At 67.7% G+C, this 22,704-nt stretch carries 15 protein-coding genes; 2 read left to right on the top strand and 13 right to left on the bottom strand.

Translation table 11 applies throughout. The features are described 5' to 3' along the window. The gene (locus tag C560_RS0118970) at window positions 1–1,761 is read right to left on the bottom strand and encodes an AMP-binding protein (RefSeq protein WP_026539390.1); all 1,761 of its coding nucleotides are present in this window, start codon (window positions 1,759–1,761) and stop codon (window positions 1–3) included. Between the two features lie 348 nt (window positions 1,762–2,109). Here C560_RS0118970 and C560_RS0118965 point away from each other — a divergent pair, with 348 nt between their 5' ends. Then, window positions 2,110–3,243, top strand: a complete 1,134-nt coding sequence (locus C560_RS0118965; protein ID WP_026539389.1) for an acyl-CoA dehydrogenase family protein — start codon at window positions 2,110–2,112, stop codon at window positions 3,241–3,243. Here C560_RS0118965 and C560_RS22805 read toward each other — a convergent pair. The 9 genes from C560_RS22805 to C560_RS0118915 form a co-directional block, all read right to left on the bottom strand. Continuing rightward, window positions 3,240–5,054 carry a sensor domain-containing diguanylate cyclase gene (locus C560_RS22805; protein WP_026539388.1) on the bottom strand — a complete coding sequence of 605 codons (1,815 nt, stop codon included), beginning with the start codon at window positions 5,052–5,054 and terminating at the stop codon, window positions 3,240–3,242. The two genes, C560_RS0118965 and C560_RS22805, sit on opposite strands and share 4 nt — an antisense overlap. A gap of 68 nt (window positions 5,055–5,122) precedes the next feature. Continuing rightward, window positions 5,123–5,797, bottom strand: coding sequence for a response regulator (locus C560_RS0118955; RefSeq protein WP_026539387.1), 675 nt, complete (start codon window positions 5,795–5,797; stop codon window positions 5,123–5,125). After that, a complete protein-coding gene (locus C560_RS22440; RefSeq protein WP_043423418.1) occupies window positions 5,794–8,472 on the bottom strand; it encodes a DUF4118 domain-containing protein in 2,679 nt (892 codons plus the stop codon). The genes C560_RS0118955 and C560_RS22440 overlap by 4 nt, the downstream gene beginning before the upstream one ends. Before the next feature lie 12 nt (window positions 8,473–8,484). Then, on the bottom strand, window positions 8,485–9,114 hold the full coding sequence (kdpC, locus tag C560_RS0118945) for a K(+)-transporting ATPase subunit C (protein ID WP_026539386.1): 630 nt from the start codon (window positions 9,112–9,114) through the stop codon (window positions 8,485–8,487). Between the two features lie 10 nt (window positions 9,115–9,124). Then, window positions 9,125–11,263: a potassium-transporting ATPase subunit KdpB gene (gene kdpB / locus C560_RS0118940; RefSeq protein WP_026539385.1), complete on the bottom strand. Its 2,139-nt coding sequence runs from the start codon at window positions 11,261–11,263 to the stop codon at window positions 9,125–9,127. Beyond that, the gene (gene kdpA, locus C560_RS0118935; RefSeq protein WP_026539384.1) at window positions 11,260–12,927 is read right to left on the bottom strand and encodes a potassium-transporting ATPase subunit KdpA; all 1,668 of its coding nucleotides are present in this window, start codon (window positions 12,925–12,927) and stop codon (window positions 11,260–11,262) included. The genes kdpB and kdpA overlap by 4 nt, the downstream gene beginning before the upstream one ends. Before the next feature lie 7 nt (window positions 12,928–12,934). After that, window positions 12,935–13,033 (bottom strand): potassium-transporting ATPase subunit F, encoded by a 99-nt coding sequence (locus tag C560_RS23140; RefSeq protein WP_018775954.1) that lies wholly within the window; start codon window positions 13,031–13,033, stop codon window positions 12,935–12,937. 264 nt (window positions 13,034–13,297) lie between these two features. Beyond that, window positions 13,298–15,274, bottom strand: a complete 1,977-nt coding sequence (locus C560_RS0118920) for an amino acid transporter (protein ID WP_026539383.1) — start codon at window positions 15,272–15,274, stop codon at window positions 13,298–13,300. A gap of 139 nt (window positions 15,275–15,413) precedes the next feature. Next, entirely contained in the window at window positions 15,414–16,034 is a 621-nt protein-coding gene (locus C560_RS0118915; protein ID WP_026539382.1) for a hypothetical protein, read from the bottom strand. Window positions 16,035–16,328: 294 nt separating this feature from the next. On the opposite strand from C560_RS0118915, the gene C560_RS0118910 reads away from it, so the two are divergent. After that, window positions 16,329–18,305 carry an amino acid transporter gene (locus C560_RS0118910; protein WP_026539381.1) on the top strand — a complete coding sequence of 659 codons (1,977 nt, stop codon included), beginning with the start codon at window positions 16,329–16,331 and terminating at the stop codon, window positions 18,303–18,305. Between the two features lie 136 nt (window positions 18,306–18,441). Here the strand turns inward: C560_RS0118910 and C560_RS0118905 are convergent, their stop codons facing one another. From C560_RS0118905 to C560_RS22435, 3 genes are all read right to left on the bottom strand, one after another. Further along, the gene (locus tag C560_RS0118905; RefSeq protein ID WP_009357211.1) at window positions 18,442–18,645 is read right to left on the bottom strand and encodes a cold-shock protein; all 204 of its coding nucleotides are present in this window, start codon (window positions 18,643–18,645) and stop codon (window positions 18,442–18,444) included. A gap of 148 nt (window positions 18,646–18,793) precedes the next feature. Then, entirely contained in the window at window positions 18,794–19,741 is a 948-nt protein-coding gene (locus C560_RS0118900; protein WP_026539380.1) for an alpha/beta fold hydrolase, read from the bottom strand. A gap of 87 nt (window positions 19,742–19,828) precedes the next feature. Beyond that, complete coding sequence (locus C560_RS22435) at window positions 19,829–22,579, bottom strand: PEP/pyruvate-binding domain-containing protein (protein WP_043423416.1); 2,751 nt, start codon at window positions 22,577–22,579, stop codon at window positions 19,829–19,831. Window positions 22,580–22,704: the final 125 nt, after the last annotated feature.

The following is a 22,704-nucleotide window of genomic DNA, read 5'->3' as shown; positions in this document are numbered from 1 at the left end:
TCAGCCCTGACCCTTGAGCCCGGGGAAATCGGAGTCGGAGTACTCGACGCCGAGGCCTTCCGGGACGGCCCCGCCGCCGTGGCGCACTTCCTCGCTGTGCCGCAGCTCCACGCGCCGGATCTTGCCGGAGATCGTCTTGGGGAGCTCGGCAAATTCCAGCCGGCGGATCCTTTTGAACGGCGCCAGGTGCTCCCGGCAGTACCGCAGGATGTCTTCCGCCAGCTCAGGTCCCGGCTGGTGCCCGGCCGCCAGGACCACAAACGCCTTCGGCACCGACAGCTTGAGCGGGTCAGGGGAGGGGACGACGGCGGCCTCCGCCACCGCGGGGTGCTCAATCAGCACGCTCTCCAGCTCGAACGGGGACAGCCGGTAGTCGGAGGACTTGAAAACGTCGTCGCCGCGGCCCACATACGTGATGATGCCGCGCTCGTCCCGGCTCGCCATGTCCCCTGTGTGGTAGTAGCCGTCACGGAACGCCTCCGCCGTCTTGTCCGGGTCGCCGTGGTACGCCTTCATGAGCCCCACGGGGCGGGGGTCGAGGCGCAGGCAGAGCTCGCCGTCGTCGGCCTCCTCACCAGTGGCGGGGTCCACAAGCACGACGTCGTAGCCGGGCAGTGGCCTGCCCATGGCGCCGATCTTGATCGGCTGGCCCGGTGTGTTCGCGATCTGCACGGTGGATTCGGTCTGGCCGAAGCCGTCCCGGATGGTCTGGCCCCATGCGCGGTGGACCTGGTCGATCACCTCGGCGTTGAGTGGCTCGCCGGCGGACACCACCTTGGTGGGCGGATTCTTCAGCAGGGTCAGGTCGGCCTGGATCAGCATCCGCCAGACCGTGGGCGGGGCGCAGAAACTCGTGACCCGCTCGCGGTCCATCTGCTCCATGAGCGCCCTGGCGTCGAAGCGTTCGTAGTTGTAGATGAACACGCACGCCTCGGCGATCCAGGGGGTGAACACATTGGACCAGGCGTGCTTGGCCCAGCCCGGCGAGGCCACGTTGAGGTGCACGTCGCCCGGTTCCATCCCGATCCAGAACATCGTGGACAGGTGTCCCACCGGGTAGGAGGTGTGCGTGTGTTCCACGAGTTTGGCCTTGGACGTGGTGCCCGAGGTGAAGTAGAGCAGGAGCGTCTCGTCGGCCAGGGTGGGGGCGTCCGGGGTGAAGTCCGCACCGGCCGCGGCCGCGTCGGCCCCGTAGTACTGCAAGGCATTGTCCTGGTCATTCTCCTGGGCAGCGGCGGCGGGGTGCCCGGCGCCGCCGCCGATTTCAATCAGGGTGTAGTCGCCGGCGACGTCGGCGAACTTCGCAATGTTGGCACTGCCGACGGCGGCCCAGGCCGCGCCGCCGCGCTCCACCCGGTCCTGGAGGTCGGCGGGCCCCATCAGTGTGGTGGTGGGAATCATGACGATGCCCAGCTTGATGCCGGCCAGCATGAGTTCCCAGAGTTCCACCTGGTTGCCGAGCATGATGATCATCCGGTCCCCGCGCCGCACACCCGCCCCGCGCAGCCAGTTGGCCACCTGGGACGAGCGCCGGGAGAGGTCCGCGAAGCTGCGCCGGGTCGCGGACCCGTCCTGTTCGACGATCACCAGCGCAGGCTTGTCGGCCTTGGCAGGGTCTGCGGCGAGCTGGTCGAACCAGTCCAGTGCGAAGTTGAACTCCTCGAAGCGGGGCCATTGGAATTCGCTGCGGGCGCCGTCGTAGTCCCCGCGCAGGGCCAGCAGCCGGTCCCGCGCGGCCCGGAATTCCTCAGTCACGGTCATGGTGCACCTTTCGAAGTCCTCTGGCGCTGCCGTTCCGGGCGGTCGGTGGCACGGCGCCGTTGCCTGGGTTCCGCCGGCCGGCAGTGCCTGCCTAGTGATCCCCGTCACTGTGCAATATACTAGGACATCCAAGGGTTTGGAAGGGCGGCGCTGCTCTGCAGGCGTTGCATGACGAAGGGATACGTGCCCGTGCAGCCACAAGGACGTGCCAGCGGACCGGTCGCGAGAGCGGAAAATACAGCCGAATTAGACAGAGCGGAAAACACAGCCGTAACAACAGCGGAAACAAACACCGGATCGAGCGCAGCCGTTGCCGCACCGCAGCCGCCGTTTCCCGACGCCGACCTCATGTACATCGTGGACCTGCTGCCGCCGGACGAACAGCTCCGCTACCAGGAGGTCCGGGAATTCCTCCAGTCCCGGATCCGGGCCGCGTCGATCGACTACTGGAACCGCGAGGAGTTTCCCTTCGGACTGCTCGCCGAACTCGGCAAATACGGTTTGGGCGGGCTGCAAACGGACGGCACGTCCAAGCTCTTCAAGGGGCTCATGTATGTCGAGGTGGCCCGCGCCGACGTCTCCCTCTCGGCGCTCGTCGGCATCCACAACGAGCTGATCGTCGGCATGATCGACGAGCTGGGCTCGGCGGAACAGAAGGCACGCTGGCTCCCCGGCCTCACCGCGTTCACCCAGCTCGGGGCGTTCGCCCTGACGGAGCCGGACCACGGCTCGGACATCGCCGGCGGCCTGGAAACAACCGCGCGGCTGGACGGCGACGAGTGGGTCATCAACGGCGCCAAGCGTTGGATCGGCGCCGGCACCATCGCGGACTTCGCCCTCGTTTGGGCCCGGGACGTCGCCGACCAGCACATCAAGGGCTTCATCGTGGAGACGGACCGGCCGGGCTACACTGCCACGAAGATCGCCAACAAGATCGGCCTGCGCATCATGCAGAACGCGGACATCGTCCTCGACGAGGTCCGCATCCCGGCGGCCAACCTGCTCCCCGGCGCCACCAGCTTCTCCAAGGCCAACGAGCTCCTGCGCGATTCGCGGGCCTGGGTGGGCTGGCAAGGTGCCGGCATCCAGCTGGCCGCGTTCGACGTCGCGCGCGCCTATTCGCTGCAGCGCCGCCAGTTCGGCAAGGAACTGGCCCGGTTCCAGCTCGTCCAGCAGCAGCTCGCCGAGATCCTGGGCAACGCGACCGCCTCCCTGGCCCTGATGGCCCAGCTGGCGCGCATCCAGGAGGAGGGCAAGCTCGAGATGGTCCAGGCCGCCATGGCCAAAGCGACCACCACGCGGCTGGCGCGCGCCTCGGTGGCGATGGGCCGGTCCCTGCTGGGCGGCAACGGCATCAGCACCGACTACGAGATGGGCAAGCTCTTCGGCGACGCCGAGATCCTCTACACCTATGAGGGCAGCTACGAAATCAATTCACTGATCGTGGCGCGGGCCGTGACGGGAAAGTCCGCGTTCGTCTAGGCTCCCCGCGTCTGAGTGCCGTCCTGCGCCTGGCCTGCCTGGGTCTGCGCGGCCGGGCTGGCGTGGCCGTAGCGGGACGTGCGGTTGCGGCCGCCGTTCTTGGCCTCGTACAAGGCCCGGTCCGCGCAGTCCAGGAGCGAGCCGGCCGCGGCGTCGCTTTGCTCGCAGACTCCGGCGGAGATCGTCAGGAAACCAACGTCGCCGAACGGTTCTGACGCGATGGCCTCGCGGGCGCGTTCGGCGGCGCGCAGGGCCTCGGCGCCGTCCGTCTCCGGAAGCAGCCACACGAACTCCTCGCCGCCGAACCGGGCGACGATCTCCTTGGCGCGGGCGACTGTCCGTAGCCTCGCCGCGACCTCCGCCAGGACCACGTCGCCCGTCAGATGGCCGTGGGTGTCGTTGACCCTCTTGAAGTGGTCGATATCCAGGACGACGGCACTCAGGCGCGTCCCGCGGCTCGCGGCCTGCGCAACGTGTTCGGCGAGGTGTCGTTCCAGGGCCCGCCGGTTGGGCAGGCCGCTGAGGGCATCGGTGGTGGCCTGCTGCTCCAGGTCGGTCCGTGCCTCCGTGTTGCCGATGGCGATCTCGACGAGCTCCGCGAACTGGGCCAGCCGCTCCGTCATCGCCTCCGTGACCCCGGTGCGCGACTTCGAGGTCAGGCTCACCGCGCCCCACAGGCTGCCGCGGACCCTGATCGGTGCCGCTGCCGCGGACTGGAAGCCTCCGGCGCGCATCTGCTCCGCGGCCTGTCCGCCTTCCGCCCCGTAGACAACCAGGGCCGGTTTGCCGGTCACGGCCACCCGGACGGTGGCGGACTCGTCCGTCGGTGCGAAGATCTGCCGCCGGCTCAGCGTCGGCGGGAGCGTCGGCGCCATGGCGACGATTTCCGCCGAGGTCGCGCCCGTGAACCGGACGACGGCGGCGGAATCGACGTTGAACAGGTCGCGGACAATCGCGGCCACCCGCTCGGAGATGGCTGCGGGGGCGGCGTTGCGGGCGACCTCGGTGGCTATCTCATGCAAAGCCTCCCAAACCTTTTGCTGCTGCAGGCGCTCGGTGATATCAACCGCCACCACCATGCCGGCCGCGGCCTCGTCGTCGGAGAAGACCGGCCCGGCGTTCAGCCGGTACGTGCGGTGGCCGATCTGCCGGTTCCAGGACACGTCGCGGCCGGCGAGGGCCGCCCGGTAGCGCGGCTCGAGCTCGCTGGCGAGATCGCCCTTGAGCACGTCCTGGATGCGCTGGCCTTCGAGTTCTTCCCTGCGGTAGCCGAAGGTCTCCAGCTCCTGGCCTTCGGCGATCAGGTAGCGCAGCTCGGCGTCGAAGAGGAGGACGAAGACGCCGGGGACGCTTCGCGCCAGGGCACGGTACCGGTCCATGTCCTGTTGCCGGCGCCGGTCGGCCAGCACCCGCCCGGTGATGTCCGTGACCACGACGAAGAAGCCCTGCACCACGCCGTCCTGGGTATCGGGGGTGTAAGTCACCTCGGTGAACCGGGACTGGCCCGCGGCATCCACCAGGGTCCGGTCAAACTGCTGCGGCTCCCCGGCGAGCGCCCCTTCGATGTGCGGCCGGTTGGCCTCGAGGACGGTCTCGCCGAGCACGTCCCGGACGTGCATGCCGTGAAGCTGCCGGGGCGCGAACCCGAACCACTCGCAGTAGGCGTCGTTGGCCAGGCGGTTGCGGAGTCCCGTGTCCCAATAGCCCACCATGGCCGGGATCCCGTTGAGGACGGCGCGCAGCTGCGCCGGAATCTCCGGCAACGGCGATGTGCCGGCATCGTCCCTGTTGAGCGGGCTGCGATTAGTCATTGCCCCAGTATCCATGCCCGGGTTGCCTGGAGGGAAACGGCAGTATCACCGGCCGTCTGCGGGCTGGATCAGGGCATGAACCGGTAGCCGATGCCGGCCTCGGTGAGCAAATGCCGCGGGCTGGCGGTGTCCGGCTCCAGTTTGCGTCGCAGCTGAGCCATGTAGACCCTGAGGTAGTTGGTCTCTTTCGCGTAGGCCGGACCCCAGACCCTGGAGAGCAACTGCTGCTGGGTGATGAGTTTTTCCGGATTCCGGACCAGAACCTCCAGAATTTTCCATTCTGTGGGCGTGAGCCGGACGTCCCCGCCGTCCTTGGTCACCCGGTGCCGGCCCAGGTCTACGGTGAAGGCTTCGGTCCTGACCACGGCTTCCCGTTCAGCTTCGACGCTGCGGCGCAACAGGGCCCGAATCCGGGCGAGGAGCTCGTCCAGGCCGAACGGTTTGGTGATGTAGTCATCGGCGCCGGCGTCGAGCGCCTCAACTTTGTCTTCGGATCCGTGCCTGGCGGACAGCACCAGGACCGGCACGCTGCTGAAGCCGCGGAGTTCCTTCAGGACGCTGGTTCCGTCAATGTCAGGCAGGCCGAGGTCCAGGATGACGAGGGAGAGCGGGTTCTGGGTGGCTGCCAGCAGCGCCGAGGTCCCGTCCACTGCAGTGGTGACGGAGTAGCCGTGGGCCTGGAGCGTGATCCGGAGGGCCCTGAGCAGATGCGGATCGTCGTCGACCACCAGGACGGACGTCATGCTGCGTCCGGCCCGGACGTAAGGGGCAGCGCATGAGCCCTGCGCGCCACCTGCGACCGGGGCTCGAACGGAGCCTGGGCGCGGTGCCCGTCATACGGGGTCCCCGTGGACAACGGAAGCCGAATAATCATTGTCAGCCCTCCGCCCGGTGTAGCTTCCGCGGTCAGGCTGCCACCCATGGCATCCGTGAACCCTTTCGCCACCGCAAGCCCGAGCCCGATCCCGGTGGTCTGCGGGGCGTCGTCGAGCCGCTGGAAGGGCCGGAACATTTCCAGGACTCTCTCTGCCGGGATTCCCCGGCCGTGATCGATGATCCGCAACTCGCCGGCGGGGCGCCCTCCGAGTGTTGCCGGGCTCAGCCCGCCGGCCGCCCCGACAAGGACGATGTCCGAATCGGGGGCGTACTTCACGGCATTCTCGACGATGTTCGCAATCACCCGTTCCAGCATTCCAGGGTCGGCTTCAATCTCCGGCATGTTGGGGGGCAGGTCCACGCGCACCCGCCCCGCGGGGACGGCGCTTAGGGAACCCGGGATGACCTCGTACCACCGCACAGGTTTGAGCAGGGGATTGACGGCATCCGAGGTGATCCTGGACATGTCCAGCAGGTTGCCCACCAGGGCGTCCAGCCTGTCCGAGCACTCCTCTATCGTAGCCAGCAGCTCCTGCTCCTCTTCCTTGGTGAAATGAACGTCGTCGTGCCGTAGTCCGCCGACGGCAAGCTTGATCCCGGCCAGGGGGGTGCGCAGGTCGTGCGAGACAGCGCGGAGGATGGAGGTGCGCATCGTATTGCTCTCGGCCAGGCGCAGCATTTCCCGCCGGCTGGCCACCAGTTGCTGGCGTTCCAGCTGCGCTGCCAGATGAACGCCGAACGCCCCGAGCAGGCGCCGGTCGCTTGCCGGCAGAATCCGACCGAACAGCACGAGGCGCGTGGAGGCGTCGATTTCTTCCACATTGTCGCCGGCGGCATCGTCCCCTTGCGGGCCGGCGGACAGGGCTGGAATATCTCCCACGGCGGCCTGAAGTTGCCATCGCCGGTCTGGTCCTGCGCCGCTTGCGCCGCCCCCGGTGCCGTGGCCGAGGCTGAAAACAGCGGCACCCCGCACCTGGAAAACGCTCAGCGCTTGTTCCAGTAATGCCTGAACCGTGTCCTCCGAGCCGGCTGCACTGCGCGTCAGGTCACCGAGCGTCGTGGCTTCGGCGCGGGCTCGCGCGGCCTCTTTGGAGCGGCGGGCCGATAAGTCGACCACAACGGCAACTGCGGCCGAGACGCCCACAAACACCAGCAGGGCCAGGAAGTTCTGCGGATCGTTGATGGTGAGGGTGCCCAGCGGCGGGGTGGAGAAGTAATTCACCAGGAGGCTGCTCCACAGCGCGGCCAGGATGGCCGGCCACAACCCGCCGATCAGGGCCACCGCCACCGATCCGGTGAGCTGGACCAGCATGGCGGCGGCCACATTCTGTTCCGGGTTCAGCAGGGACAGCAGCAACTGCAGGACCATGGGCAGCAGCACGGCGAGGCCGAACCCGACGGTGACCCGGAGGCGGCCGAGGTCGCGCACCCGGGCCGGGCGGGTGCCGCGGCCGCCCAGCGGATGGGAGACCATGTGGACGTCGATGTCCCCGGAATCGCGGACGACCCGGGTGCCGACCCCACCGCCGAGCAGGTTTCCGATCAGGCCGGCGAGTTTCTTGTGCCGGGAGATGCCGACGACGATCTGGGTCGCGTTGACGCTGCGGGCGAAGTCCAGGAGCGCGGCGGCCGGATCCTCTCCGGCCACGATGTGGTAGCTGCCGCCCAGGTCCAGGATCAGGCGGCGCTGGGCCTCCAGCGCCTGGGGCGACTCCTCGGCGAGACCATCGGCGGACCGGACGTGGACCGCCAGCAGGTCCCCGCCGCTGACGCGGTTGAGGATCCTGGCCCCGCGGCGGATCAGGACTTCCCCTTCGGGGCTGCCGGTCAGCCCGACCACGATGCGTTCCCGGGCCGGCCAGCTGGCCTCGATGCCCTGTTCAGCCCGGTATTTGGCCAGGCCCTCGTCCACCCTGTCGGCCAGCCACAGCAATGCAAGTTCGCGCAGTGCCGTGAGGTTGCCCAGGCGGAAATAGTTCGAGAGGGCGGCGTCGATCTTTTCGGCGGCGTAGATCTTGCCGTCGCTCAGGCGCTGGCGGAGCAGTTCGGGGGAGATGTCCACGAGGTGGATCTGATCTGCCCGGCGGACAATGTCGTCCGGCACCGTCTCCGCCTGGTGGACGTCGGTGATGGCGCTGACGACGTCCCCAAGGGACGCCAGATGCTGGATGTTGACGGTGGAAAGAACGTTGATGCCGGCATCCAGGAGGGCATCAACGTCCTGCCAGCGTTTCTCGTTGCGGCTGCCGGGGATGTTGGAGTGGGCGTATTCGTCCACGATCGCGGTCCCCGGGGCCCGGGCCAGGACGGCGTCGAGGTCCATCTCCTCGAACTCCGTGCCCCGGTACGGCAGCTTTCGGGGCGGAATGACCTCGAGTCCCGCCAGGAGTGCCCGCGTCTCGCTGCGTCCGTGGTCCATGGCGAACGCGACCACAACATCCTCGCCGCGCTTGCCGAGCCGGTGGGCTTCTTCGAGCATCTCGTAGGTCTTACCCACCCCCGGCGCGGCGCCCAGGAAGATCCGCAGCAATCCACGTGCCATGCCGTCATTCTCTCACTTGGATTGAGCCGGCTGCGACGGCTGGGCGGCCGCCGCCACGGCGAGGTTGAGGGCGGTCACGTTGACCGACGGCTGGCCGAGAAACGCGACCAGCCCGCTGCTGGTGTGTTGCTCCACCAGGGAGGCGACGGCGTCGCGGCTCAGGCCGTTCGCTGCTGCCACCCGCGCAAGCTGCAGTTTGGCGTACTCGGGTGAGATGTCCGGGTCCAGTCCGGAACCGCTGGCTGTCACGGCGTCGGCCGGCACCGCTGCTGCATCCACGCCCTCAGCCGCGGCGACCGCGGAACGGTTGGCGGCAACGGCGTCGAGCAGTTTCGGGTCGTTGGGACCCAAGTTGCTGGCCGAGGACGACGCCGGGTCCCATTTCACGGCAGAGGGCCGGGCGTGGAACCAGCGCGGATCCTGGGCGCCGGAGTCGTCGGCCGCGGCCTGGGCAATCAGGGCGGACGCGGCCGGGGCGCCGGTGCCGTCTTTGATGATGGAGCCGTTGGCCTGATACGGGGCGATCAGTTGTCCTGCGCCGAAGACGGCCAGGGGGTAGGCGACGCCGAGGACCAGTGTGGCGAAGAGCAGGAACCGCAGGGCGGTGCCCAGTTGACGGAGGTAGGCGGTGAGGATGTTCATGGGGATGTTCCTAGCCGATTCCGGGGATGAGCGAAATCATGAGGTCGATGATCTTGATGCCGATGAAGGGTGCGATGAGGCCGCCGAGCCCGTAGATCAGCAGGTTCCGGGCCAGCGCCTGGTTGGCGGAGACGGCACGGTATTTGACGCCGCGGAGCGCCAGCGGCACCAGGGCGATGATGATCAGGGCGTTGAAGATCACTGCGGACAGGATTGCCGAGGACGGGGTGGCCAGGCCCATGATGTTCAGCAGTCCAAGCCCCGGGAAAGCAGCGGTAAAGAGCGCCGGGACGATCGCGAAATACTTGGCGACATCGTTGGCCACCGAGAAAGTGGTCAGTGCGCCGCGGGTGATGAGCAGCTGCTTGCCGATGCCGACGATGTTGATCAGTTTGGTGGGGTCGGAGTCAAGGTCCACCATGTTGGCAGCGTCCTTCGCGGCCGGGGTTCCGGAGTTCATGGCGACGCCGACGTCGGCAGCGGCCAGGGCCGGGGCGTCGTTGGTGCCGTCGCCGGTCATCGCCACCAGCCGGCCTGCGGACTGCTCCTTTTTAATGACCGCGAGCTTGTCCTCCGGGGTTGCCTCGGCCAGGAAATCATCGACGCCGGCCTCGGCGGCAATCGCCTTGGCGGTGATGGGGTTGTCACCGGTGATCATCACGGTCCGGATGCCCATTTGCCGGAGTTCGGCGAAGCGGGCGTGCATGCCGGGTTTGACGACGTCGGCGAGGTGGATCGTTCCCAAGATGTCCGCCCGGCCGTCCTTGTCCGCCTGGGCGACCAGCAGGGGGGTGCCGCCCTGGGCCGAGATTTCCTGTACCCGGTGCTCGACCTCCGCCGGGGTGTGCCCGCCGAAGTCGGCAACGAATGCCGCCACCGTGGTGGCAGCACCCTTTCGGATCTGCAGCCCGTCAAGGTCTAGCCCGCTCATGCGGGTGCTGGCGCTGAAGGGGACCACGGCAAAATTGCCGGAGGAGCGTTCGAGTGTGGCCAGATCGGCCCCGGTCACGCCCTTGTCCGCGGCGAGGTCCAGGATGGAGCGTCCCTCGGGGGTTTCATCGGCCAGGCTGCAGACCCGGGCCGCTTCGATCATCCGAGTCCGTTCCACATGGTTGGCGGGGAAGAAATTGACGGCGCGGCGGTTGCCGTACGTAATCGTGCCGGTCTTGTCCAGCAGCAGCGTGGTGATGTCCCCGGCGGTTTCCACGGCACGGCCGGAGGTGGCCAGCACGTTGTGCTGGACCAGGCGGTCCATCCCGGCGATCCCGATCGCGGGCACTAGGGCACCGATGGTGGTGGGGATCAGGCAGACGAGCAGGGCGACCAGCACGATCGGGGACGGGGTGGCGCCGGCAAGGGCCGCGAACGGGGCCAGCGACATGGTGACCGCCAGGAACACGATGGTCAGGGACACCAGGAGCACGTGAAGGGCGATCTCATTGGGCGTCTTTTGCCGCACAGCACCCTCGACCAGCTTGATCATCCGGTCGATGAACGTCTGTCCCGGCTCGGCGGTGATACGGATGACAATCCGGTCCGAGAGGACCCTCGTGCCGCCGGTGACGGACGACCGGTCACCGCCGGATTCGCGGATCACCGGGGCTGATTCGCCGGTGATGGTCGATTCGTCGACGCTCGCCAGGCCTTCGATGATTTCGCCGTCCGAAGGGATGACGTCCCCGGCCTCGCAGATCACCACGTCACCCCGCCGCAGCTCCGTGCCGGGGACGTCGCGGGTGCTGCCATCGGGCTGGCGGAGCCGGGCGTGGACGCCTTTGCGGCTGGCGCGGAGGCTGTCGGCCTGGGCCTTGCCGCGACCCTCGGCGATGGATTCGGACAACGTGCCGAAGAGGACGGTGAGCCACAGCCACGCCGTGACCGCGATGCCGAACACCGAGGGCCGGTACAGGGAGATCGCCGTGCACAGGGCGGCCCCGACCAGCACGGTAAACATGACCGGGGAGTGGACCATCTGCCGAGGGGAGAGTTTGCGGACCGCGAGCGGCAGGGCAGCGATGACGGACGTGAACGTGAGTTTTGCCGGGGCCTTGGTGTGGTGCTTGTGTTCGCCAGGGGTGCCGAGGGGGTTGCCGTCGGCGTAGGTCTGGGCGTCGGTGTCCGTGGCTAATGCCGTGTGGGACCGGGTCATTTGAGGAGTCCTTCTGCGAGGGGGCCCAGGGCAAGGGCCGGGAAGTAGCTCAGGGCAGTCATGATCACTGTCACGCCGAGCAGCAGCGAGCCGAACAGCGGGCCGTGGGTGGGGACGGTGCCTGCGGAGGCGGGAATCTTGCCCTGACGGGCGAGGGAGCCGGCCAGGGCGAGCACCAGAACGATGGGGAGGAACCGGCCCAGCAACATGCCCAGGCCCAGCATGACCGACATGAAGGGGCCGGAGGTGGTGATGCCACCAAACGCGGAACCGTTGTTGTTGGCCCCGGAGGTGAAGGCGTAGAGCACTTCGCTGAACTGGTGGGGACCGGTTGCCGGCGCGTTGGCCATGATGTCCGGCAGCAGGACGGTGATTCCGGACAGGGCGAGCACCAAAGTCGGCGTGACCAGGATGTACATGGCGGCAAGCTTCATTTCCGTCGGGCCGATCTTCTTGCCCAAATACTCCGGGGTGCGCCCGACCATCAGCCCGGCGATGAAGACGGAAATGATGGACAGGATCAGCAGGCCGTAGAGTCCTGAGCCGGTTCCGCCGGGGGCGACTTCGCCCAGCATCATGTTCACCATGGCCACCCCGCCGGCCAGCGGCGGCAGGGAATCGTGGGCGACGTTGACGGCGCCGGTGGAGGTCAGCGTGGTGGAGGTGGCGAAGATCGCGCTAGCCACCGGACCGAAGCGCTGTTCGAAGCCTTCGCCCAGCCCGCCGGCGGCTGCCGTCGCCGTGCCCTGGCCGGCGGCGACGGCCCAGCCCATCAGGGCGATGGAAGCCAGCCAAAGGGTGCCCATCACGGCGACCACCGTATAGCCCTGCTTCTGGTCGCCAACCATCCGGCCGTAGGCGTAGGGCAGCGCTGAGGGGATGAGCAGGATCAGGAACACCTCAAAAAGACTGATGAGGGAGTTGGGGTTTTCGAAGGGGTGGGCCGAGTTGGCATTGAAGTAGCCGCCGCCGTTGGTTCCGAGGATCTTGATGGCTTCCTGGGACGCCACGGGACCGCCGGGAATGGTCTGGCTGACCCCGGACGCCTGGTTGACGACGTCCGTAGGCCAGAAGTTCTGCACTACACCGCCGAGGACCATCACCAGTGCCGCGACGAACGCGATCGGCAGCAGGACCCGGAACGATGTCCGGGTCAGGTCCACCCAGAAGTTGCCCAGCCGGTCGGTGCGGGTCCGGGCGATGCCCCGGATGAGGGCGACGACGACGACGATGCCGACGGCGGCGGACAGGAAGTTCTGCACCGCAAGCAGGGCCATCTGCACAAAAATGCCTACCGTGGTCTCCGGTACGTAGGTCTGCCAGTTCGTGTTGGTCACGAAGGAAATGGCCGTGTTCATGGCCACCCACGGATCCACGGGAGGCAGGGAGCCGCTGCCGGGCAGGACGCCCTGAAGACGTTGGAGGCCGAACACGGCCAGAATGGACACAGCCGAGAACGCCAGGACGCTGCGCAGGTAGACGGACCAGGTCTGCTCGGTGTCGGCGTCGATCCCGGACAGCCGGTAGAACAGACGCTCGGGCCGGGACGACGTTTTGCCCTCGAAAACCCCGGTCAGGTAGATCCCCAGGGGCTTGTGCACAGCCGCCAGAACGATAAGGAGTGCCGCCAGCTGGACAGCGAAGGATGCGGGGTTGAAGGTCATGATCCGCTCACCACTTTTCCGGATGGATCAGGACGGCCAGCAGGTAACCGAAGAGGCACAGCCCTGCCAGTAACAGAACGAGCCACATCACTGCATCGGCGCTCACTTGCCACTCTCCGGCCGGTCATCGGCACTGCCGACCATCCCGGCCAGGACGTGGCCGATCCACATAACAAACCCCATGGCAACCATGAGGATTCCGAGAACAGCCAGGTCGGCCATTGCAGGTTCCTTTCATCCGCGCCCCGTTTGCGGGGCTACTGAAAGTCAACCCCTCCCCAGAGGCAAAAGGCCGGTTACTGATGGTTTCTTAACGCCCGGACGGCGGATCTTGATGCCGTCTTAACAGGCGCGGAAACCGGCAACAGGCTCAGCCGACGTGGACCCAGGGCCGCCGTGTGACGTCCGGCTCGGCCTCGCGCAGCACTTCGCGCGTGACTGGGGCGATCTCGCCTTCGCCCAGGAACAGGAACCGTAGGAGGTTCACTACCGGGTTTCCTTCTGTCCAGCGGAAGTAGATGTGCGGCATCAGCCCGGTCACGTCCCTGATGTGGAGCAGCACCGAGGCGATCGTGTTCGGCACGACGGGTCCGTGGACCTCGAGGATCTGGTAGCCGTGCCGGACGATGCCCCGGACCTCCAGCGCCGTTTCAAAGTCGGAGGAATCGTCCACGATGACTTCCAGGAAGAGCGCCTGTTTGTCCAGCGGAAGGTGGCTGACCTCGATCGCGGAGGTCAGTTTGTCCCGGTAGGCCTCAGCACTAAGCCGCAGGGGTTCGTGGGCGATCAGCGAGATGGGCCCCTCCAGGCTGGAAGACATGAATTCCAGCGCTTGACGGTCCAGATGGACGTGGGTGGCATGGAGCTCAAAGGAGCGCCGGACGCGCGAGAGCAGGGAGATCACGATGATCCCGAGGATGAAGAACGAAGCGATCCGGATGCCTTCGGGGCGTTCGAAGATGTTGGCGACCGTGGTGTAGATGAATACGACGGCGATGATGCCGAATCCGGTGGTGCGCTTGCGCTGCTGGCGGCGGCGGGCGGAAAGCGTCACGGCGACGGCGGCGGAGGTCATCAGGACCAGGACGCCGGTGGCGTAGGCGCCGCCCTGGGCGTCGACGTCGGCGTCGAACAGCCACGTGATCAGGAACCCGACGGCGGTGAACACCAGCACGAGCGGCCGCACGGCGCGGGCCCACTCCGGGGCCATGCCGTAGCGGGGCAGATAGCGCGGCACGAGGTTCAGGAGCCCGGCCATGGCGGAAGCGCCCGCGAACCACAGGATGGCGATCGTGCTCAGGTCATAGACCGTGCCAAAGCCGTTCCCCAGGTATTCGTGGGCCAGGTACGCCAGGGCGCGGCCGTTCGCCGGCCCGCCGGGTTCGAAGTCCTGCTCCGGGATCAGGACCACCGTGGTGAAGCTGCTCGTGATGAGGAAGGCGCTCATGATGCCGGCGGCTGTGGTCAGCAGCCGGCGGGCACCCTTGATCCGGCCTGCCGGTTTCTCCTCGGTGTCACCGGGGCGTCCCTGGATCTGCGGCATGACGGCGACGCCGGTCTCGAAGCCGGACAGGCCCAGGGCCAGCTTCGGGAAGACCAGCAGGGCGATGCCCACCACCATCAGTGGGTTCCCGTGCTGGGTGGTCAGGGCGGCCCACCAGTCGCCCACGGCAACCGGGTGGGTGAACGCTTCGAAGAGGGTCGTGATCACCACCACGACATTCAGGCCCAGGTAGATGCCGACGAGGACGACGGCGACGCCGATGGCCTCCTTGAACCCGCGCAGGAACACGGCCCCGAGCAGGGCCAGAAGGAACAACGTCACGGCGACGTTTTGGCCCTGCATCCAGGCGGGGGCGAAGGGGTTTTCGATGGCGTGCGCGGTCGCGTCTGCGGCGGAGAGCGTCATGGTGATCATGAAGTCCGTGGCCGCGAAGCCCAGCAGGACCAGCACGAGGAGTTTCCCGCCCCAGCGCGGCATCAGCCGTTCCAGCATGGCGATGGATCCCTCGCCGCGGTGGCTTTCGCCGGCGACCCGGCGGTACACCGGCAGCGCCCCGAGCAAGGTCACGGCCACCAGCACCAGGGTGGCCAGCGGGGAGATCACGCCGGCGGCCAAGGCCGCAATGGCCGGCTGGTAGCCCAGCGTGGAGAAGTAGTCCACGCCGGTCAGGCACATGACCTGCCACCACGGATGCTTCTTCAGGTGGGAGTCGCTGACCGCGCCGGGGCCCTGGTGGATTCCCTTGGCATCCTGCAGGCCGAACAGCAGCCATCTTCTGAAGTTATCCCCGGCTCCCGGCCGTGCCGCTGAGGGATCCGAAGGCGGCCTGCTCATCGTGGTCATCTTTGCCTCTCCGCGCGATGCCCACCATCGTGTTTACTGCCGACGATAACACCGGGGCCGGGAGCCGCTCCCGGCCCCGGGGCGATCTTGACGGATCCTTAACACGTTCCCGCCGTCGGCGGGCGGCGGAGGAGCGGTCTCAGCGGGCTGCTGCGGCGGCGGGGATTTCGATGTAGAGGATGAATCCGGCGGCTGCCGGCAGATACCAGTGTCTGCGGCGCCTCGCTGGCCGGTACAGGTGCCCGAAAGGATCCGTCACGTGGGCATACCCCAGCAGATCGTGATGCTGGAGCCGGCGGTCGATGTCCGCCATGCCGGACGGGTGCGAGGCAACGCCGTTGATCTCGAGGGACCAGGCGCCCCCGACCGGTTCAGTCCCGCGTTCCAGGGCGAGGGTTTCGAACAGGTCCGAGACCACTTCTTCCCTGGTCAGGGGGTAGAAGCGGCGGAGCCGGTGCCCTTCCGGGTGCGCGTTTTGCGCGTCCAGCCATGCGTGGCGGAGCCAATGGAATTCCACCGGCCCGTAGGTGGGCCCGAGGACCAGGCGACGGTTCGGATCCAAGGCCAGGCGGTGGGCGCTGCCGCTGCGGTCGAGGATGCACGCGGCTTCCCCGACGTACTCGAAGGCCGTCAGCAGTTCCTGTTCCGACCGGTGATACGAAAAGTCCCCGCCGTCATCGACGGCGACGAAATCCCTGGCCGTAGCGGCCCGGGCCGGAAGGCCTGGGCTGTTCTGTGCCGGCCGGGATGTGGAGTTCATGCGGTTAGCTCCTGCTGAGGATCGGATTGCGGTCACTGTGGCGGCAGCGTCCTCGTGCTCCATGACATCACCGGCGGCGCCCCACCGGAACGGTCCTTAACGCTTTCCATATGCCTGCAGGTCACAAATTTGCGTTCCCTTAATGCGTCGGCTCATCCCGGTCCGGCGGGGGCGCGTATCCGAAAGGCCGCGTTAAGGAACCGTCAGGATTGTCCGCCGGAGGGCCGTGGCGGCTGCGGGCGCTGGTACTCTCGCGGACGGAAGCGGCGCGCTGCGTCGCCTGGAAAGGACTACATGACCACCCTCAGCCGGCCACCGGCAGACCCCTCGGCACTGCGGCCCGGCGCCGGGGAGCACTTCAGGAACTGGCTGCTGTTCGGCCTCCAGGACGCCAAGGGAATCCATCAGGGGCCCGGGGCCGTGAGCGACAGCCACCTGAAGAAACATCCGTGGTGGCAGGTCATGTGCCTGACCGGCGTGGACTACTTCTCCACCCTGGGCTACCAGCCCGCCATTGCCGCGCTCGCGGCCGGTGTGATTTCGCCGCTGGCCACCCTGGTCCTGGTGGCCGTGACCTTGCTCGGGGCGCTGCCGGTGTACCGCCGGGTGGCCGGCGAGAGCCCGCGCGGTGAAGGGTCCATCGCCATGCTGGAACGGCTGCTCCCACGCTGGGGCGGGAAACTCCTTGTCCTGGTGCTGCTGGGGTTCGCGGCCACGGACTTCATGATCACCATGACGCTCTCCGCCGCAGACGCGACCGCGCACGCCATCGAAAACCCCTTCGCTCCCGACTGGATGCACGGCCAGAACGTCGCGGTCACGCTGGTCTTCCTGGCCCTGCTGGCCGCCGTGTTCCTGCGCGGGTTCAAGGAGGCGATCGGCGTCGCCGTCGTCCTGGTCGCCATCTACCTCGGACTAAACGTCATCGTCGTCATCACAACGATCATCGAGGTCCTGCAGCAGCCGGTGGCGGTCGACAACTGGTGGCTGGCCCTGACCACGTCCCACGGCAATCCGCTGATGGTGGTGGGCATCGCGCTGCTCGTCTTCCCGAAGCTGGCCCTGGGCCTGTCGGGCTTCGAGACCGGCGTCGCCGTCATGCCGCAGATCCGGGGTCACGCCACGGACACCGAGGAGAACCCTGAAGGCCGGATCAAGGGTGCCCGCCGGCTGCTGACGACGGCGGCCCTCATCATGAGTGCGTTCCTCGTCACCACGAGCTTCACCACGGTGGTGCTGATCCCGGCGCAGGAGTTCCAGCCCGGCGGCCAGGCGAACGGGCGTGCGCTGGCCTACCTCGCGCACGAATACTTGGGGGACGGCTTTGGCACCGTCTACGACATCAGCACCATTGCCATCCTGTGGTTCGCCGGCGCCTCCGCCATGGCCGGGCTCCTGAACCTCGTGCCGCGCTATCTGCCCCGGTACGGCATGGCTCCGGAGTGGGCCCGCGCCGTGCGGCCGCTGGTCCTGGTCTTCACGCTCGTGGGGTTCCTGATCACCTGGCTGTTCGACGCCGACGTCGACGCCCAGGGCGGCGCCTACGCCACCGGCGTCCTGGTCCTGATGACGTCTGCGGCGATTGCCGTGACGCTGTCGGCGCGCAGCCGCCAGCAGCGCAAGCGCAGCATCGGCTTCGGCATCATCGCCGTCGTATTCATCTACACCACGGTCGCCAACATCTTCGAACGCCCCGAAGGCATCCGGATCGCCGCGTTCTTTATCCTCGGGATCATCGTGATCTCCCTGCTCTCGCGCGTCCGGCGCTCCTTCGAGCTCCATGCCACCCATGTGCGCATGGACACCCCGGCCCTGGAATTCCTGGCCGCCAATGAATCCGGCCCGATCGCGATCATCGCCCATGAACCGCTGCGGCTCAGTGCCCAGGCTTACCTGGACAAACTGACGTCCGCGATCGAGGTCAGCCACCTTCCGGTCGACTCCCAGGCGCTGTTCCTCGAAGTGGTGGTGGACGACTCCTCGGACTTCGAGACCGCGCTCGAGGTCCGCGGGGTCACCCGGCACGGGTACCAGATCCTGGAAGTCCACGGGCCTGTCGTGCCGAACACGATCGCCTCCGTGCTGCTGCACATCCGCGACGTCACCGGGCTGATGCCGCACATCTACTTCCGCTGGACCGAAGGCAACCCGTTCACCAACCTGCTGCGGTTCCTGGCCTTCGGCGAAGGCGAGATCGCCCCGGTGACGCGCGAAGTGCTGCGCGAGGCGGAGCCGGACGTCACGCGGCGGCCCTGGGTGCACGTCGGCTGACACCGCGCCCGGCAGCAGGGCCGGCGAGGACAAACACCTGGAGCACAAACGCCCCTCCGGAGGAATCCTCCGGAGGGGCGTTGTGGTCTTCGGGGAAAGTGTCCCGGCCAGGCGGCCGGGGCTTTTTCCGGAGTACTTAGAGCGGGCGGATGTTCTCAGCCTGCGGACCCTTCGGGCCCTGCGTGACGTCGAATTCAACCTTCTGGTTCTCGTCCAGCGAGCGGTAGCCGCTGGTAGCGATTGCCGAGTAGTGGGCGAAAACGTCGGCCGACCCGTCATCCGGGGCAATGAAGCCAAAACCCTTTTCGGCGTTGAACCATTTAACTGTGCCTGTAGCCATGCCTTTATCCTTCTGAAATGCTGCTGATCTCCGGCGGCCATAAGGCCAACGGCTGCGGAGACATTCGTCCGCTGTCCCCAACGTACGGTGCCACGGGCCGCGGTGCAAGGGTCTGACGGGGGTCTTCGTCCCGAACCGGCCGCTTTCGTCAGGCCGAGACGGTGGCGTCGAACAGCGCAATCAGGTCCCGGCTGATCTGGTACGGCGAGGTCTCGGACGGGCTGTGGCCCCCGCGGTAGACCGAAATCCGCGCACCGATTGATTGCGCGAAGCTCCGATGCAACGCCAGCGGCCAGAGGTCATGTTCGCCGACTGCGACCAGCTTTGGCAGCGTCGCGGCCGCCAGCACCCGCCGCAGATCCGGGGTGCGCTTCATGAGGCCGATGATGTCTACCACCGAGGCGCGGCGCGTGAACGCGAACCGGCTCCTGACAAACCGCAGCCGCTGCGGCGCCACCCGCGCAATATTCCTGCGGATGCCCCAAATCATTAATGCGGTGCCGACCCTGGAGCTGACCCAACAGCTGATCCAGCCTGCCAGGCGCACGTAGCGCAGGCTCTGGCCCGGCGCCGGCGGGCAGCTGATCAAGGTCAGGCTGCGGAACTTTTCTGGCCGCTGGGCGAACGCCAGTTGGGCAACGACCGCCGCGAAGGAGTACCCCACGACGTGCACCGCGCCTTCTGCGGTGTCCAGCATGGCCAGGAGATCGTCGCGGAACAGCTCGTAGTCGTAGCAGTTCCGGGGCGGAACGAGGTTTTCGGGCCCGGCCTGGGCGGATTCATACTGCCCGGCAATGTCGCAGCTGAGGACGAAGTAGCCGGCCGCGGCGAGCTCGGGCAGCATGAGAATGAAGTCTTCCTTGGAGCCGGTTGCGCCTGGGACGAGCACGACGCGCGGCTTGCCGGGATCTCCGGCGGCGATCGTCGCCAGGGTCCCGCTCGGTGCCTCGAACTCGCCGCGCATCACGCCTTCCGGAAGGACGGCCCAGTCGAAGTCGGGCAACGCGGCGTCCCGGCGGGCGGCATCGTCCACCAGCCCCGAACCAAAGCCCTCGGGAACCTGGCCGCCCTGTGCGTTACTGCCGGCAGACACCATCTATCTAACATAGCCCCCTGCTGGCGGCGTGGCGGAGGTCCCGCCGCAATTCGACGGCCGGGCACCGGCACGGTCCGAGGTTGACGCTCAGCCGGCCAGGCTGCCGGCGGCCTTCGCGGGCGAGAACGGGGCATCCACCTGCCGCACCGTTCCGGCCGATCCGTCCACGGTCACGGTCTCTCCGGTCCGTAAACGGGTGGTCGCGTCCGGCACGCCCACCACCGCCGGGATGCCGTATTCGCGGGCCACCACGGCGCCATGCGAGATCACCCCGCCCATTTCCATCACCAGGGCGCCGGCTGTCATGAACAGCGGCGTCCAGCCGGGGTCGGTGGAGGGGGCCACGAGGATTTCCCCGGGCTCGAGGTGGGCACCCACCGGATCCAGGATGACCCGGACCGTTCCGGTGGCGCTGCCGGCCGACGCCGGAGTCCCGGTGAGTGCGTCGGAAGCGGGGGACTTGGCCATTACCGCGGCCTCCACATCCGTGCCATCGGAGAGCAGGACCCGGGGAATCCGGCGCCGGCGCAGTTCGACGTCGTAGAGCCGGCGGCGGTCCGCCACGACACCTCTGAGATCCGCACCCCGCAGACCCACACGGACCTCGTCGAATTCCAGGAAAAACACGTCGTCCACGGCGGCGATCGCTCCGGACCGGGCCAGTTCGGCGCCGACTACTTTGAGTTGGCGGCGCATTTCCGCGAGCGTGAGGATGATGTAGAACTTAGGCAGTTCGCGCAGTCCGGACAACTCGCGGGTCCGGCGCAGGCAGAACTCCACCGCCCGGGCGCGGATCCGGCTCCGGACCTTGGTCCGTTCCACCAGGCTGCGGATCCTGGCCTCGGCATGTTCCTCCGCGCGGGCGAACTGCCGGTCGGGCGCCTGCTCTGGATCCTCGACATGGAGATAGTTGGAAATCATGCCGAGGATGTGGTCCGGCTTCTCCGACCACCGCGGCATGCCCAGGTCTATCTCCGCCACGGCGCGGTGGCCGTAGCGGTCCAGGAATCCATGCAGACCGGTCTGCGCCACCGCCGGCAGCGCGCCGGCGGCGTACATGGCGGCCAGTTCGCCGGGTCCGTGGGCCAGGAACACCTCGCGGGACGCGTCATGCGCGCGGATCGTGACGGCCAGTTGCCAGAGCTCGAGGTCCATCTCGGTGGTGACGTTGTTGGGCAGCCCCCGCAATACCGCCTCGAGTTCCCGCGGTTCCGCGATGCCCCGCAGCAGCCGGCGGGCGGCGGCGAGGAGCAGGTAACCAACGGACGGCCCGGGCAGTGTTGCCGGGATCAGCTCGTCCGTGGTGCGCGCCAGGATGCGCACGACGTGGTCCAGCCGGCCGAAGGCGGTTGCGGGTTCGGGCAGGACCAGCTGTGCCTCAAGCCGCTTGCCATAGTCGAAGGCGTGGCGCAGTTCGGCGGAGGGCCGTACCGCGGCCCGCAGCAACGACGGAATCACCCGGACGATCAGAGCCAGATTGGCCATGTTGTCCGTGCTGCGGGCTGCAGCGGGGCCCTTCCCCGTCCTTGCCGGGGCTGCCGTTCCCGCGCCGCCGGCACGCGCCGTGCGCCGCGGCCGTTCCCGGAGGCCGAACCGTGGATCGTCGAGGAGTGCCGGAAAAACCGCGCCCGACCGCCCGTCCGCCAGCGGGAGTATCCGCAGCAGATAGCGGCGGCCGTACTTATTGCGCACCATGAACGTCATGTCGACATACATGCGCAGCCCCGGGTTGACGTATAGCCACGGCCCCTTGCCGTTCCGCATTGAGCCCAGTACGTAAAGCCCCATCGGGGTGAGCGGCCGGGTCAGGCCCTGGAGCAAGGTGCCGCACAGGTACACGCGGGTGTCGGTCGCGGCCCCCAACTCCGCGCCCAGGGGTTCGGGCGCGGCGGGGTCCGGCAACGGATACAACGTGGTGATAGGCCGCGACTGCGTCACCCAGATCCTGCCCGCGGCGTCGATCACCCATTCCACATCCTGGGGTGCACCGAAGAGCTGCTGGACGGTGTCGCCCAGGGCCGTGAGTTCGCGGATCCGGGCGTCGTCCAGGCTCGGCCGCCGCCGGCCCGCCGTCCCCTCCGGTGAACGGAGGAGGATGCGTCCCGTGGCCGTATCCACGACGAAATGGTCCGGGTTCACGCTGCCGGAGACCACCGCCTGGCCGGGCCCGGCGCTCGCATCGATGACCGTTTCGGTCCGGGTGCCCGTCACGGGATTGGCGGTGAAGAGCACACCGGCGCTGGTGGCGGTGATCAGGTCCTGGACGACGACGGCGAGCCCCACGTCACGGTGGCTGATCCCGTTGGCGGCGCGGTAGGCCACAGCCCGTTCGGTCCAGAGCGAGGCCCAGCAGCGCCGGGCAGACTCGACGACGGCATCTGCTCCGGAGATGTTGAGGAAGGAATCCTGCTGGCCGGCGAAGCTGGCGAAGGGCAGGTCCTCGGCGGTGGCGGAGGATCTGACTGCCACTGTGGCCCGGCTGCCCAGCGCGGCATACGCGCCGCGGAGGGCGGCATCGACGTCGGCGGGAATCGGCGCGGTCACGATCATTTCACGCGCCTGCCGGGCGAGTTCGCCCAAGTCTGGTCCGGGCTGGGCCGACCCGGGGCGGCCTGGTTCGCCGTCGTCTGGTTTGTCGTCGTTCCACGAGCCGTACTGCGCACTGTCCAGCCGGGCTGCCAGCGCGTCCAGTTCGGCCGGGGCCGCCTTTCGGTAGGCAACCGTGGTGAGGCAGAATCCGCGGGGTACGCGGAACCCGGCGGTCGTGAGCTTGCCGAGGTTCAGGGCCTTTCCGCCCACGAGCGGCAGGGGAGCGGAACCCAGTTCGCTGAGATCCATGACGAGACTTTCCGGCGCCCTGCCATCTGCAGAACCCATTTCCCTGCTCCCACGTCCTGTCCGCGTCTTCAAGCCACGTGGTCAAGCCACGTATTCAAGCCGCGGGCCGCCGCCGGCCCTGAGTC

It is taken from the genome of Arthrobacter sp. 9MFCol3.1 (assembly GCF_000620385.1).
In the GTDB taxonomy this organism is placed as follows: domain Bacteria; phylum Actinomycetota; class Actinomycetes; order Actinomycetales; family Micrococcaceae; genus Arthrobacter.
Note: the sequence above shows the minus strand (reverse complement) of the source record. Positions and strands in the feature narration are given on the sequence as shown.